Annotated in this window: 15 protein-coding genes; 9 read left to right on the forward strand and 6 right to left on the reverse strand. The window is 45.9% G+C overall.

Features of this window, described 5'->3' with window-relative positions; translation table 11 throughout:
• Nucleotides 1–25: 25 nt before the first annotated feature.
• Genes ACZ5R2_RS03050 through ACZ5R2_RS03070 form a run of 5 tightly spaced genes read right to left on the reverse strand, consistent with a single transcriptional unit; the run spans nt 26 to nt 4,324 of the window.
• A complete protein-coding gene (locus ACZ5R2_RS03050) occupies nt 26–946 on the reverse strand; it encodes a glycosyl transferase family 90 (protein ID WP_464900979.1) in 921 nt (306 codons plus the stop codon).
• Nucleotides 943–1,422, reverse strand: coding sequence for a pantetheine-phosphate adenylyltransferase (gene coaD, locus ACZ5R2_RS03055; RefSeq protein WP_464900980.1), 480 nt, complete (start codon nt 1,420–1,422; stop codon nt 943–945). Before coaD ends, ACZ5R2_RS03050 begins: the two co-directional genes overlap by 4 nt.
• Entirely contained in the window at nt 1,419–2,450 is a 1,032-nt protein-coding gene (locus tag ACZ5R2_RS03060) for a glycosyltransferase family 4 protein (RefSeq protein ID WP_464900981.1), read from the reverse strand. Before ACZ5R2_RS03060 ends, coaD begins: the two co-directional genes overlap by 4 nt.
• Nucleotides 2,450–3,256, reverse strand: coding sequence for a glycosyltransferase family 2 protein (locus ACZ5R2_RS03065; protein ID WP_464900982.1), 807 nt, complete (start codon nt 3,254–3,256; stop codon nt 2,450–2,452). Before ACZ5R2_RS03065 ends, ACZ5R2_RS03060 begins: the two co-directional genes overlap by 1 nt.
• A gap of 12 nt (nt 3,257–3,268) precedes the next feature.
• Nucleotides 3,269–4,324 carry a glycosyltransferase family 9 protein gene (locus ACZ5R2_RS03070; RefSeq protein WP_464902296.1) on the reverse strand — a complete coding sequence of 352 codons (1,056 nt, stop codon included), beginning with the start codon at nt 4,322–4,324 and terminating at the stop codon, nt 3,269–3,271.
• 97 nt (nt 4,325–4,421) lie between these two features.
• Here ACZ5R2_RS03070 and ACZ5R2_RS03075 point away from each other — a divergent pair, with 97 nt between their 5' ends.
• The 9 genes from ACZ5R2_RS03075 (at nt 4,422) to ACZ5R2_RS03115 (ending at nt 12,798) form a co-directional block, all read left to right on the forward strand.
• On the forward strand, nt 4,422–5,123 hold the full coding sequence (locus ACZ5R2_RS03075) for a 3-deoxy-D-manno-octulosonic acid kinase (protein ID WP_464900983.1): 702 nt from the start codon (nt 4,422–4,424) through the stop codon (nt 5,121–5,123).
• Nucleotides 5,123–6,229 (forward strand): glycosyltransferase family 4 protein, encoded by a 1,107-nt coding sequence (locus tag ACZ5R2_RS03080; protein ID WP_464900984.1) that lies wholly within the window; start codon nt 5,123–5,125, stop codon nt 6,227–6,229. Before ACZ5R2_RS03075 ends, ACZ5R2_RS03080 begins: the two co-directional genes overlap by 1 nt.
• Nucleotides 6,230–6,386: 157 nt before the next feature.
• A complete protein-coding gene (locus ACZ5R2_RS03085; RefSeq protein WP_464900985.1) occupies nt 6,387–6,884 on the forward strand; it encodes a hypothetical protein in 498 nt (165 codons plus the stop codon).
• A 23-nt stretch (nt 6,885–6,907) separates the two neighbouring features.
• Nucleotides 6,908–7,720, forward strand: a complete 813-nt coding sequence (mutM, locus tag ACZ5R2_RS03090) for a bifunctional DNA-formamidopyrimidine glycosylase/DNA-(apurinic or apyrimidinic site) lyase (protein WP_464900986.1) — start codon at nt 6,908–6,910, stop codon at nt 7,718–7,720.
• Nucleotides 7,721–7,839: 119 nt separating this feature from the next.
• Nucleotides 7,840–8,844, forward strand: coding sequence for an NAD-dependent epimerase (locus ACZ5R2_RS03095; protein ID WP_464900987.1), 1,005 nt, complete (start codon nt 7,840–7,842; stop codon nt 8,842–8,844).
• 187 nt (nt 8,845–9,031) lie between these two features.
• Nucleotides 9,032–9,538 carry a hypothetical protein gene (locus tag ACZ5R2_RS03100; RefSeq protein ID WP_464900988.1) on the forward strand — a complete coding sequence of 169 codons (507 nt, stop codon included), beginning with the start codon at nt 9,032–9,034 and terminating at the stop codon, nt 9,536–9,538.
• 47 nt (nt 9,539–9,585) lie between these two features.
• Nucleotides 9,586–11,106 carry an asparagine synthetase B family protein gene (locus ACZ5R2_RS03105; protein ID WP_464919423.1) on the forward strand — a complete coding sequence of 507 codons (1,521 nt, stop codon included), beginning with the start codon at nt 9,586–9,588 and terminating at the stop codon, nt 11,104–11,106.
• A complete protein-coding gene (locus ACZ5R2_RS03110; RefSeq protein WP_464900990.1) occupies nt 11,103–11,528 on the forward strand; it encodes an FAD synthase family protein in 426 nt (141 codons plus the stop codon). Before ACZ5R2_RS03105 ends, ACZ5R2_RS03110 begins: the two co-directional genes overlap by 4 nt.
• A gap of 259 nt (nt 11,529–11,787) precedes the next feature.
• A complete protein-coding gene (locus ACZ5R2_RS03115) occupies nt 11,788–12,798 on the forward strand; it encodes a CDP-glycerol glycerophosphotransferase family protein (RefSeq protein WP_464900991.1) in 1,011 nt (336 codons plus the stop codon).
• A gap of 232 nt (nt 12,799–13,030) precedes the next feature.
• Here ACZ5R2_RS03115 and ACZ5R2_RS03120 read toward each other — a convergent pair whose 3' ends face one another.
• A complete protein-coding gene (locus ACZ5R2_RS03120; protein WP_464900992.1) occupies nt 13,031–13,759 on the reverse strand; it encodes a glycosyltransferase family 25 protein in 729 nt (242 codons plus the stop codon).
• Nucleotides 13,760–13,808 lie beyond the last annotated feature (49 nt).

Raw genomic sequence — 13,808 nt, forward strand, 5'->3', positions numbered from 1 at the left:
TTTGATCATTGGTCACTGTAGTGAGTTACATTGCATTCTCAAAGTACTTTTTAGCGACGAGAAGTGACAGTAGCTGCTCTTTCTCTGGGTCTTGAAATTGAGCTATCCATTGATGAGCATTCGAGATGATTTCTTGTGCTTTGCTCGGGTTGCTTGAGTAGTATTTGAGTTTGTCGACCAAATCAGAGTAATCATCAGCCACTTGGACGTAGTGCACTCCAGCAACTAATCTCCCCTCCATAAACCATGTTTCGTACTTAGGTTTACACATCACTACGACTGAATTAGAAGACATCGCCCACTTTAAGTTGCTTGCGACATCGTTGCCCTCAATGGCCAGAATAAACTTATACTTCAATTGCTCAGCGATGCTTAGAAAGCCTTTCTCATAGGGCTCTCCTTCAATAGGTGCGACTCTTCCGATATCACACATAGGGTGATCGTGGAACTTCTCCAACACCAACTTTCTATGTGGTTTTTTACCCAGCCCGCGCCAGACAATTTTGTCGAGTTTGTCTTGGAAGGCTAACTTATCATCAACAAAATTAAAGTGGCGCACAGCATTCAGTTTAAGCAATACAGCGTTAGTATTATCCTCACTGATAGGCCGACTTTTCACAAAGCTAGGGCGCATGGGGACTTTGGTGACATCACCCGGAGCAAAGTCAAAGCGAAAACTCGGCTCAAATCCTTTGATGACTTTTATTAGGTCGAGGTAATAGGTTGTTCCGCCTGTCTTACGAAAATTTTTAATGGAAAAGTCACTTTGTGTGCTGTCGAAATGCATCGATAACTTGTTGTAATAGTTCAATCTACTACTTATTTCATACTCATCATATTTTGATAAACGAGATAAGAGGCGAGCTTTCTTCCAATAGAAAAAATGCCGCGGCAAAACAGAGAGTAGGCCGTTGTAGGTATAGTATTTGAACTTTCTAAGACTCATTGATTTAGCTTCTCTTGCAGGGCCAAACTAACATTTTCTGGTACGAATCTCTGTACGTCTCCACCGTGAATCGCAACTTCTCGAACTATGGTCGACGAGAGAAAGGCATACTCATCGGCTGGAGTAAGAAAAATGCTCTCTAGGTTGGGGAGCAGTTTGCGGTACATACTGGTTAGACCAAACTCATATTCGAAATCGACAGTGGTTCGCAGTCCACGAACAAGGATGTTAGCTCTCTGCTGTTGGGCAAAATCAACAAGCAAACCACTAAAACCAACGCATTGAACATTAGACAAATCTTGGGTTGCTTTTTGTACTAGCTCCACACGTTCAGAAAGAGTGAACAAGGTTTTTTTTGAAGGACTTTCAGCGATGCCAATGACGATTTCATCAAACATATTTGCAGCGCGGGTGATGATGTCCAAATGCCCATTGGTGATTGGGTCAAAGGTTCCTGGGTAGATCACTTTCTTCATTGGGTTACACTCTGGTAAATGTCTCTGTACTGCTGAGCCGTGTTGTGAATATAAAATTTTTCAAGGGTCTTTTTGCTGTGTGCAATGTATCTTTCACGGCGAGAACGATCTTGAGACATATCTTGGATAGCGCAAGCGAGTTGCTCCGGACTGCCTGCGGGGAGTAACATGCCATTATAATCATGCTCAATGATATCTGGGATCCCTCCTGTTTCGGTTGCTATAACAGGTAGACCCGCTTCCATCCCTTCGAGAATAACTGAGCCTAATCCTTCTGTGTAAGAAGGGTGGATTTGCAGATCCGCCGCCGTGAACCAATCGCCCATATTGGACTGTTTGCCCTCAAAGCTGATATTGGTTAAACCAACAGCTTGAGCCTCTAGCTCAGCACGCTCTTTGCCGTCCCCAAGCAGACAAATATGGATATTGGTATTTTGCTCCGCAAGCAATCGGGCCGCGCTAACCGTGATATCAAACCCCTTGTGCTTAACCATATTGGCTGCATGGATCACAATAAACTTACCTTTAAAGCGCTGCTTAAGAGCATAAACGGTGTTCTGGTCAGTAGGGTAGCTAACCGGCGAGCTGGGAATGCAATATGTGGTGAGAGCTGGATAGGCTTCTTTAATCCGGCGAACGATCTCTGAGCTTAGACCAACAACTGCAGATGCCTTGTTATAGGCGAGGTTGGCGAGCCATTTTCGTTTCAGTCGGTTATCGATGCGGCGTGTGACAAGGTATGGAACACCATACAGCAGGTGTTGTATCAGTGCCCAGTAGATAGCCCGTCCCTCATGCACATGGATCAAAGCGCAATCTTGAGTGATCTGCTTTGAGTGAGATTGAGTAAAGTGGGAAGCCAGAACCAAGTTCACGTCGAGCCGGCGCATAGCATCAGCAAACGGACTTTTAGGGTTAGCAACCACGGTCAGCTCATAGCCAAGGCTCACCTGCTGTTTGATAAGCGCTAGGGTTTGATTCTCCCCACCATGATAGCCAGAAGCTAAATTGACATGACAGATCTTCATTATTGCTGTTTATCCTGATTGTTTTTAACGTAGTCACGAAGCCACAAATCAGCATAACGGGTGAAGGTGGTGTTGGCGCTGAGGATCGCCAGCATCAAACCATGTCTGCCATCTAGGAAGCCAAGTTTCAGTACATACATCTTAAAGAAACGGAAAAAGCCGTGCAGAATAGCCCCAGCTAATGATGATTTTTTCTTGCCCTCTCGTTGGTCGGCCCAAGACTGCATATATAGCTGGGTCTTGCGGGTATATTCGCTTAATCGCTCAAAGGTGAAGTGCTTAAGGCGACCATCCAGCGACACGACTTGATAGCCTTCTGGAACTACCACGCTCTCATGAACCAGCGCATTGTTGTATCGGGTGTCGCGCGTTTGGTACAAGCGAACAACCCAGTCTGGCGACCAACCTGAGTAGTTGATCTCTTTGGCAAAGGCAGTAGTTAAGCGATTGATACGATACAAACTCTTGTCTTGGTGGTGACTGATTGCGCCAAGGATTGCTTGCTTTAGTTCAGGAGTGACTCGCTCGTCTGCATCAAGCCAAAGGACAAAGTCAGACTCGACATAGTCCTGAGCAAGCTGACGCTGTTTACCGAAGCCCGGCCACTCGCGGTTGGTGTAGAACTTATCGGTAAACTCTCGAGCAATCTGCTCAGTGGCATCGCTGCTGCCAGAGTCAAGGATCACGATTTCATCCACCCAGCCTTGGACTGTCTCTAAACAGGCTTTGAGGTGTTTGGCTTCGTTTTTGACGATCAGTGCCACAGCTAACGTTGGTTTAGGCAAGGGTTTTTCCTTTTTGTTCATTTTCCGAAGATTTTAGCTGGCACTCGGGTAGAAGTCCTCTACCAGCTTATCAAACATTTCAATCACAGCCTGCGGGGTAATGCGTTGCATAGCCTGCTTGTCTTTCACGCGCGTGCGCCAATCGAGCTCAGTGCTGTGCTTACCAGTTTCAGCGTGCAGAGCCTCTTCATAAACCGACACAACATAATCAAGGTAGTGATAGGGACCAACGCGCAGCGGGTTATGGTGAGCATAAAGCCCGATAACCGGTGTCTGCATCGCGTTTGCCATATGAGCTGGCCCCGTGTCTGGTGCGATAACGGCCTGGGCTTTATCTATCAGAGCAAGCATTTGCATCAGCGAGCTCTCACCAACCAGGTTTAGACACGGCTCAGTGAGCTTGGCCTGAATATTTTCGGCAAGGTCTCGCTCTACTTGAGCTGGGCTGCCCGCAAGGACTGCGTTCCAGCCGCGTTGTCGCGCATGCTCGATTACCTCTGCATAGCCCTCGGCTGACCAATTTTTGTATGCTTTGCTTGCCGCTGGGACGAGAACCAGGTTTGGCTTGTGCGGATCCAGCTGTTGCTGAGCCCAAGCGAGATCTTGGTCTGAGTAGGAGAGGGACCAGCTTAGCGTGTCAGCCTTGATACCTAAGGTATGAGCAAAGGCCATCAGGCCATCAGCGACATGCGGTGATGTTGGTGAGGGCACCTTAGTATTGGTAAAGAGGGTTTGTAGATCTTGGCTGCGTGCAGCGTCAAAGCCGAGCCGATATCTTGCTTTGATACCCAGAGTCGCCACACTGGCGCGAATCGCGTATTGCATATGCAAAAGGGCGTCAAACTTGCGACCACGGAGTTGGCGCCAAAGCTGGCGATAGCCCTGCCAGCCCGCCTTTTTATCAAAAACGATGACCTCGACACCCTCTATTGCTTCGAGAAGCTTGGCTTCTAATTTGCCCGTTATCCAAGTGATTTGTGCGTTCGGCCACTGAGCCTGGATAGCCTGGACAGTAGCGATAGTATTGCAAACATCCCCAATCGCAGACAGGCGAAGAATACATAGGGAGCGAGGAGGTGAGTGGAACAACGGCATGGAGTAAACTCTACAATCTTGATTAATAAGAATTATGCAGTTGCACCCAAGAAATGTAAAATACCATCACTTAATCCCGCGAGTAGAGTTGATGCAAACACGGAAATTTGATGATCAGGTTGTCTGGTTTGACCCATTATTAATTGATGAGGCGCATATCGAGCGTGCGTTTGATATCGATTACTGGCAAGCGCAGGATAAAGTCGTTGGCAGCGCTAGCGGGCGAGGTACAACTTGGTTTATTGAACTCGATACCATTCAGGCAGCGCTGCGCCACTATCGACGAGGTGGCCTGTTTGGCAAGTTGGTCAATGACAGCTACTGGTATCAAGGTGAAGCCAAAACACGCTCACGACAAGAGTTCGAGCTACTTAAGGTGCTTAAAGCGGCCGGCGTCAATGTGCCAAGGCCAGTCGCAGCGCGGGTCGTAAAAAGTGTGCTGACTTACCAAGCCGATCTGCTGAGTGAGAAAATTGCCAATTCTCAAGATCTCGTCTCCATTCTCAGCAAACAAAGTCTATCCGCCACTGTCTATCACAAGATTGCTGCAGAAATTGAAAAAATGCATGCTGCTCAGGTCAATCACACCGATCTTAATATTCATAACATCTTGATCGATGAGGATGAAAAGGTGTGGATCATCGATTTTGATAAATGTCATCAGCAAAGCGGCGATGACTGGAAGCTGGCCAATTGGCAGCGCTTGAAGCGATCATTTGAAAAAGAAGTGCACAAGCAAAGCATCATGGCAAATCAAGACTACCAAGTACTATTTGAAAATAAGGGATTGTAATGAAAATTGCGCTGGTTCATATGCGTCATGCCAATACGGGTGGTACCGAACTATTCTTAAACAACTTGTCACGTTACTTGGCGGCGAAGGGTGAAGACGTCACAATTATCTGTCGCACCCATGTTGAGCCCTCTCATCCTAACATCAAGTTTGTGGTACTGAGCCCGTTTGGTATTGGTAAAGCACATCGTATGTGGGCCTTTTCCCGTGCGGTTGAGAAACACGTTGCGAGTGAGGATTACGACTTTGTCTATGCACTGGGCAAAACCTGGTCTCATGACATGCTACGTATTGGCGGCGGCACTCATTACCATTTCCTAAAAGCGACTCAGAAAAAGGGTAATCGCCTTAAGGATCGAATCGCCCTGAAGATTGAGAGCCGGGCGATGGCAAAAGGCGCGTATAAGCATATCGTCGCCAACTCGCACAAAAGTGCCCGCGAGATACACGAGGCCTATTCTGTCCCACAAGATAAGATCTCAGTGATCCACAATTTCGTTGATACCCACAGATTTGATAGCAGTCGCTACCCGTCGGAGGTAGCAACCCTAAAGGATAAGCTCGGGCTGGATTTTGCAAAGCCGACATTTTTGTTCTTGGGGACAGGCTATGAGCGCAAAGGGCTGCGCTTTGCAATCTCAGCGCTTGCCAAATTGGATCTAGATTACAACTTTATTGTTGCGGGACGCGAAAGTAATCAAAAAGAGTTTGAGGACTTTGCCCGCCAGCAAGGCATCTTCGATAAGTGCTTGTTCCTTGGTGAGAGAAAGGACCCTGAACATTTGTTCTCGCTGGCAGATTGTTATGTCCTTCCAACGCGTTATGAGCCCTTTGGCTTTACTGCGATTGAGGCCATGGCGTGTGGCACTCCCGTGATCACCACCGAGCAATGTGGCGCCAAAGAGGTCCTCAACGACAAGGTATCCTCAATCCTAGCTAAGCCCGAAGACCCAGAAGCATTTGCAGCCGAACTAAAGCGCTGGGCAATTGCCAAAGGCGACACCGTAATAAGAGAGCAATGCCGCGAGACCGCAATGCTACTCGACGTCGATTACATCATGGACCTAAACTACAAAAAAATACTAGAGATCGCAAAATTGAAATAACAAGAGTCGAGGTCGTTTCACTGCGAGAACGCTTTGCTCGAGGGGGTGAGACACTTGACATCGCCAACTCAGGTTGGGTTCTCGTTTTTCGTCTTTTGGTTAGATTTCTCGTAGAGTTAACGCGATTGTACCAATGCACATATTCAAGGAGATTGACATGCGAGTTCGTTCGACCCAGCGTCAGCGGCGTTGGAATAATTATCTGATCCTTGGCATTGTGGCATTTATCGTCTTGCTTAATGGACCCAAGTTGATCCAATCGTATTTACTTGATGATACTCAGCCTGAGGCAGAGGTATCGTCAACTCATCCCAAGCTCCTTGACCCGAGCCACGCCATTGAGGCGCTATACTTCAAGCATGCCGAGTTCCAGTCGAAAAATGGTGAATGGCAATCCAATCTGAATCTTTCCAAGCAGGCGCTCTCTGAGCTGATGGAGCGGTGGCGAATGCTTGAGGGAACCTTGGTTGAACCAGAAATGTTTGAAGCGATGAAAGGGGCGTTGGGTATGCCTGAGACGATAGAGGTATGGTATGTTGGCATCGAGGAGCCGCAAAGGATCACGGTTTACCAGGGTGAGCAGTTCTGGCTGATGCAAAATTGGCAACAGCAATGGATCGCCATCTCGTTTGATTTAGACTACCTAATACCCTAGTTAAAACTATATTTGAGGTTGTTATGCCAGAATTACCAGAAGTGGAAGTGAGTCGTCTTGGTATTACTCCTCATCTGCAAGGTCAAACTATCGCTTGCTTTACCTTTCGAGCTCCTAAGTTGCGTTGGGATATTCCTCAACAGCAGCTCAAGCAACTGGAGGGGCAGGTGATTTGTCGGATCTCTCGTCGCGCTAAATACCTAATGCTGGAGACCAGTAAAGGGACCATTATTATTCATCTGGGGATGTCAGGATCTCTGCGAGTCTTGGACGGTGAGTTCCCGGCCGGAAAACATGACCACGTTGATTTACGCTTAACCAATGGCAAGGTATTGCGCTATAACGACCCGAGGCGGTTTGGCGCATGGCTTTGGGCTCCTGTGGGTAAGGAGCATCAAGTGCTCACTCATCTGGGGCCTGAACCACTGATAGAGGCATTCAACGCTTGTTATATTGCGGAGCGCGCAAAGGGCAAACGTGTGGTTGTGAAGCAGTTTATTATGGACAATAAAGTCGTGGTTGGGGTTGGGAACATTTATGCTAATGAGGCCTTATTTAAGGCCAAGATCAGCCCACTGCGCCCTGCAGGTAAGCTATCTCTCACCGAATGGCAGCGGCTAGTGAATGAAATTAAAGCAACCCTAACCATTGCTATCGAGCAAGGCGGTACAACATTAAATGATTTTGCCCAGCCAGATGGCAAGCCTGGATACTTTGCGCAAGAGCTACTGGTATATGGTAAAGGTGGGGAGCCATGTCCAAGCTGCGACAATGAGTTGATTGAACGAAAGATTGGGCAAAGAAACTCATTTTATTGCCCTGAGTGTCAGGTCTAGATTTTCTCATGGTGTGAGCCTTCTTATACTATCTGGTTAAGATATTGTACAATTTACCAATTAGGCTGTTGATATGCTGCTGCGACCGATGGCCGCGGGTAGAAAAATTGGTAAGTGATATGAAGTATTTAGTAACTGGAGCCGCAGGCTTTATTGGCGCTGCTGTTGTAGAAAGACTCTGTGAAGCGGGTCATCAGGTCATCGGTATCGATAATCTTAACGACTATTATGATGTTAAGTTAAAACACGATCGTTTGGCACGCATCAAGCATGATAACTTCAGCTTTTTCCAGCTTGACCTTGCCGACCGCGAAGGGGTAGCAACCCTGTTTGAAACTGAGCGTTTTGAGCGCGTGATCCATCTAGCGGCGCAGGCGGGGGTTCGTTACTCTATCGACAATCCATTGGTATACTCCGACAGTAACCTTCTTGGACATCTGACCATTCTTGAAGGGTGTCGGAATACCAAGGTTAAGCATCTTGTTTATGCCTCTTCAAGCTCCGTTTATGGCCTCAATCAAAAGATGCCGTTCTCGACCTCGGACAGTGTCGATCATCCGGTTTCACTCTACGCCGCAACCAAGAAGTCAAATGAACTGATGTCGCATACCTACTCTCATCTGTACGGTGTGCCGACCACTGGCTTACGCTTCTTCACTGTTTATGGCCCGTGGGGCCGTCCGGACATGGCGTTGTTTAAGTTTACCAAGGCTGTGCTGAGCGGAGAGTCAATCGATATTTACAACAACGGCGATATGCAGCGCGACTTCACTTATATCGATGATATTGTTGAAGGCATTATTCGCATTCAGGACGTGATCCCACGGCCAAATAGTGATTGGAGCGTAGAGCAAGGCTCTCCAGCAACCAGCTCTGCACCTTATCGAGTGTACAATATTGGCCATGGTCATCCGGTGAAGTTGATGGATTTTGTCATCGCAATCGAGCAAGCGACAGGGATTGAAGCGATCAAGAGTTTCAAACCGATGCAGCCTGGTGATGTCTACGCGACCTATGCAGAGACGCAAGACCTATTTGAGGCGATTGATTACAAGCCTCAGGTGTCAGTAACCCAAGGTGTGCAGAGTTTTACAAATTGGTATCGTGATTATTACAGTAAGTAGCGCGCGTTGATAATACGACTGTTTTAGTGTATCGCACAAAGGAAGCAATAATACAACCAGCCTCCAAGCCGAAGTTGTAACCGACTTGGTAAATTAACACGTCGCTAGCACATGGAAGTATTTTGGCGAGCTTAAGCATTATACGCATTTATGTGATATGAAAAACACTAGACGATGTAGCTAACATATGAAAAAAGAAATTAAACTAAAAATCAAAGTTACCCATTTAGTGTCGATCTTGTTGGTTGTCTCTAGTTGGACGCTTATCAATTACACCGTTGACTTATCAAGTCTATCAGGGAAATTGTTGACGCTGTTTATCTTGCTCACGGCTGGCGTGATGTTTTTTCTGTTTCGTGCAAAATTAAAGGCGAGCAACAAAAAAAGCTGGCAGGGAGCGCAGAACCTTCTCTCCGAGAGTAATGTCGGTATTTATCAGAGACTTCGTCTTGGTGAGTCTCAGCCGACTGCAATAGATGCCACTGATATAACCAGAGTATTTGGCATTCACGGTGACAAACAGGCTCGTGAATCGGTTCAATATGAGCGCAAAGAAGCCAACAACAAACATGATGTCGACTATAACTGTGGCCAATTCATCAGCTACGACTCAGCGGCTATCCCTTTCTATGAGTTGTTACCCAAGGACTTTGACCCAATCATGCGTGGTTATGATGAGATAAATCTCAGTTAACTAGATTCGATGTTTAGTGAGATAATCAAATAAGGCTTATTAAGTATATGTGTGGATTTTTCATAACCAACAACCCTCAAGTAAATATGCAACATGAGGCACTTGTCGAGCAATCACTGCGATTTCGTGGGCCAGATTGTTCGTCGGGGCTAATTGATATCGATAATGGGTGGTTAGCTTATCACTCTCGTCTATCCATTATCGATTTGAGCACTGGCGTTAACCAACCGGTTGTTGGCCAATCAGGCACGTTAGTCTTTAATGGTGAAATCTTAAATTATGTTGAGCTGGGGCTTAAGTACTTTGAGCAGCAATATAAAAGCGATACTGCATTATTGTACGATTTGATTGCTGAAGAACGATTGGACCTTAATGAATTAGATGGTTTTTTTGCTTTTGTGTTTATTGATGCCAAAGGCAACCTTAGTCACGCAGCGCGCGATAAATTTGGTGTTAAACCGCTCTTTTATCATCAAGAAAATGGCTACTGGTCATTTTCATCAGAGCCGTACTTGCTCAAGCAACTGTTTAATTGCCCAATCAACACCCAGGCTGAGCAAGAATACTATTCGGTTCGCGCGCCGATTTTCTCTCAGAGTTACTTTGTGGGAGTTAAACAAGTAGAGTCGGGACACTGCTTAATCGCAGGTGAGTACTTCAACTGCCTTGACCATATTCGTCAGTCATACGATAAGCTTGACCTTAACTTGGTTGACGATGCTCTTAAGCGTGGTTTGTCTACACGCTTGGTCTCTGATGCTCCCGTTGGGCTTCTGCTCAGCCGCGGGGTCGATAGTCACCTACTGAAGTCACTGGGTAACTTCGACAAACTCTACTCGATAGGTTTTTCTGGCGATGAGGATATCGAGTACCTTAAACAGCGAGGCTATCCAAATGTTGCCCTAGTTGAGGCGACACCAGAGCAGTACCTAGAAGACTTTAACCACCTCCTAAAGCTGAGAGGTGAGCCGATGTCAGTGCCAAACGAAGTGTTGCTTTACCGCGTGTCTAGGGTGGCGGCCTCTGAAGGGATTAAGGTCCTGTTGTCTGGAGAAGGGGCCGACGAGTTCTTTGCTGGCTATGACCGTATTTTTAAGTGGGCGGCACAGGCGGAGCATTTTGACCTAGACAAGTTCCTCGAGCTTTATTGCTATATTGCACCTGAGCGTCAATCGACGCTGTACCAAACCTTTGAGCAACTTTTCCAGGCACTGCCGGAAACGACCCCGTTTGAAACCGTGCGCTGGTACTTTATCAAGCATCATATGCCCGTGCTGTTCCGTCGTTTAGACTTTGCATTGATGGCCGCAGGGATTGAGGGCAGAGAGCCGATTGCCAACTTCCATACCTTTACAGTTGCGATGTCGATAGACCCTCAAGACTTGATGGGTGAGCTCCTTGGTAAATACCCACTACGCCATATTATCTCTTGCTATATGGGCGAAGAGTTTGCGTTTGAGACAAAAGTGGGCTTTCCGGTCGATTTGACCAAAATATTCGACAATCCACTGGGGCTGTCGTCATACGAACTTTGGTTTAAGAAGAATTTAGAGGTATTGGGATCATGATTATTGGTTACACCAGTGGGGTTTACGACCTTTTTCACGTCGGCCATGTCAACTTGCTGCGCAACGCAAAAGCCATGTGCGATAAGTTAGTGGTTGGAGTAACCGTGGATGAGCTTGTGGCCTATAAAGGTAAGCAACCGGTTATTCCATACGTTGAGCGAATCGAAGTGGTGAGAGCCTGTCGTTATGTTGATGTCGCGATCCCGCAACAAAATATGGACAAAGCGGCGGCAGCAAAAAAGAATCATGCCAGCTTGTTGTTTGTTGGTGATGATTGGTATGAAACGGATAAGTGGCAGCAGTACGAGGCTGATTTGGCTAAAGTTGGCTGTAAGGTTATCTATTTCCCTTACACACAAGGGACATCGACCACCCTGATTAATAGCACTCTAGAAGACCTAAGAGCGACTAACCGAGGCTAATAGTATTTTGTTCCGTAAATTGAAAGCTGCGTTAAAACAGCGAAGACGAGAGAAAAGCATCGCGAATGCTCTAAGGCTGAACCAACAGGGGGTACTAAAACTCAAGAATAAGAATGAGCCGATTAACGTAGCCTTCATTGTTTTGAGAGAGGCGGTCTGGAAACTTGATAGCGTATATATCCATATGATGGTTTCAGAGCGCTATAATCCTACTATTGTCATCGCTCCCTTAAAAAAACTGCCTGATGCCGAGAGACAGATGAATATTAACAAGGCATACGATTGGTTTGCCAGTCGGGGCTATCAGGTGGTCAAAGGGGAAGAAAACGGCCGACAGATAAACGTTAGGACAAGCCTATCACCTGACTTAATTTTCTACACAAACCCTCATAACGATACAAACAGTCGTTTTTATCCCTCAGGATTGATTGGGATCCCCTCTGTCTATGTGCCCTACGCCCATCAGATCAGTTGCTACAATAATTACCAACCACAATATAACCAGTTGTTTCATAACTTGATGTGGCGGATTTATACCACCAATGATCTGGATAAAAAAATTTTTGAGGACTTTTCAGATCTAAAAGGTAGCAACGTTGTCGTGACGGGATACCCTGGGATTGAGCCGCTGATAACCTCACAGCTTGAAGATAAAGTGAGTGTATGGAAGACACAAGACAAGTCTAAGAAAAGAATTATCTGGGCTCCTCACCATACGATCTTTCCAGGTTCTTCTTTGGGTTACTCAACGTTTATTGCCAATGCGCAATTCATGAAGGCTCTGGCCATCAAATTTGCCGATCAGGTTCAATTTGCCTTTAAACCCCACCCAATGTTATATGACAAGTTGACTCAGCATCCGGAGTGGGGGGCAAAAAAGGCCCAAGAGTATTACGATTTTTGGAAAGACATGGAAAACACTCAGCTAGAGCAAGCAGATTACCTAGTACTCTTCTATCAATCTGATGCTATCGTCCATGATTCGGGCTCATTTTTGGCTGAATACCTGTACGTTAACAAGCCTGCAATGTACTTATCTAGCTCACAGGAGCTCGAACTTGATTCGTATAACCCTTTCGGTAAAGCGTGTTTGGAGCAGTATGAAATTGGTGTTACAAAGGCCGATATTGAGGCGTTTGTACAGAGGGTTATCTTGAATGAGGATAAATATCTATCTGTTCGCACTGAGTTTTTGAAAGAAGTGTTACTACCCAAACAGCTGCCGTCGATACAAATTATGGATGATCTCAATAGGAGCCTCTTTGGTTAGGCAAGTGGCGAGCTAAGGGGCGATTTTACGCTTATGGAGTCCACCTAACTCATTCGTAGATTCTATAAGAGCCCTGTCTGATGCCTTTTTTAATTGTGATAAACACACTGTGAGGTGTGTACATACCATTGCTTACCGTGTAGAAAGCTACATAATTTGCTAGAGTCCTTGGTCTGTACTGCCCAACAGTAAGATAACGTCTTGTTTGTCAATGCAAAAGTTGAGCTTATTTTTATTGTTTACCTTTCAGGACGGCAATAATGTTACCTATCTGCTCATAGACACGAAAGAGCTCGATGTAGATTTTATCACGGATAGTCAGATTGACTTTAACTTTGCGTTTAGCACCAATTGTTGAAGGGATTCTGGCTCGTTTGATCAAATCAGGCTTTATCGAATAGGTAATAACCCCATGTTTGTATGTTTTGTCCATGTAGTCATCGACAGGCTCAACGAATTTATCAGCACCTTTGATAAATCTATCTGCTGCGGTTGGAGTGAGAACATAACCTCGTGCCCCCGTAGTGCTTTTGAGAAAGCGTACTACAGAAAACAAATCATTGATTTTTTCCAATGTGTAGTAGCAAAGGCGTTTTTTCGCGGCGCAAAGTTTAAGATAGTCATACTTCTTCGCAAGGACTTCAAGCTGACCAATATAATTTGAGAAATCAATGGTTAGGTCACAGTTGTCCTCTAATACTATTATTGGTTGCCCGACAGCGAGGCACTTCTCCCATGCTAAATAGTGGCTTGCAAAACACGCTACCTCATTAGTTACAAGACTGTGACCTAGTCTTTTCAGGCTTAAGCCATCATCTCTTCTATTCGAATAGATAAAGTCTGGGGTGGAGGAGTCAACAGCCTCAATGAACTCAAACTCTATGTTTTGCTTGTGTAAAGCGGATTCTATTCTTTGTCTACGCTCAACTGAACGTTTTAGGTTAATTACAAATACTTTCATGATTTATTCTGCATATACAGATGTAGGTTTAACACAAGTGACTATAGTA

The sequence above is a fragment of the Vibrio sabulosilitoris genome (assembly GCF_055391395.1).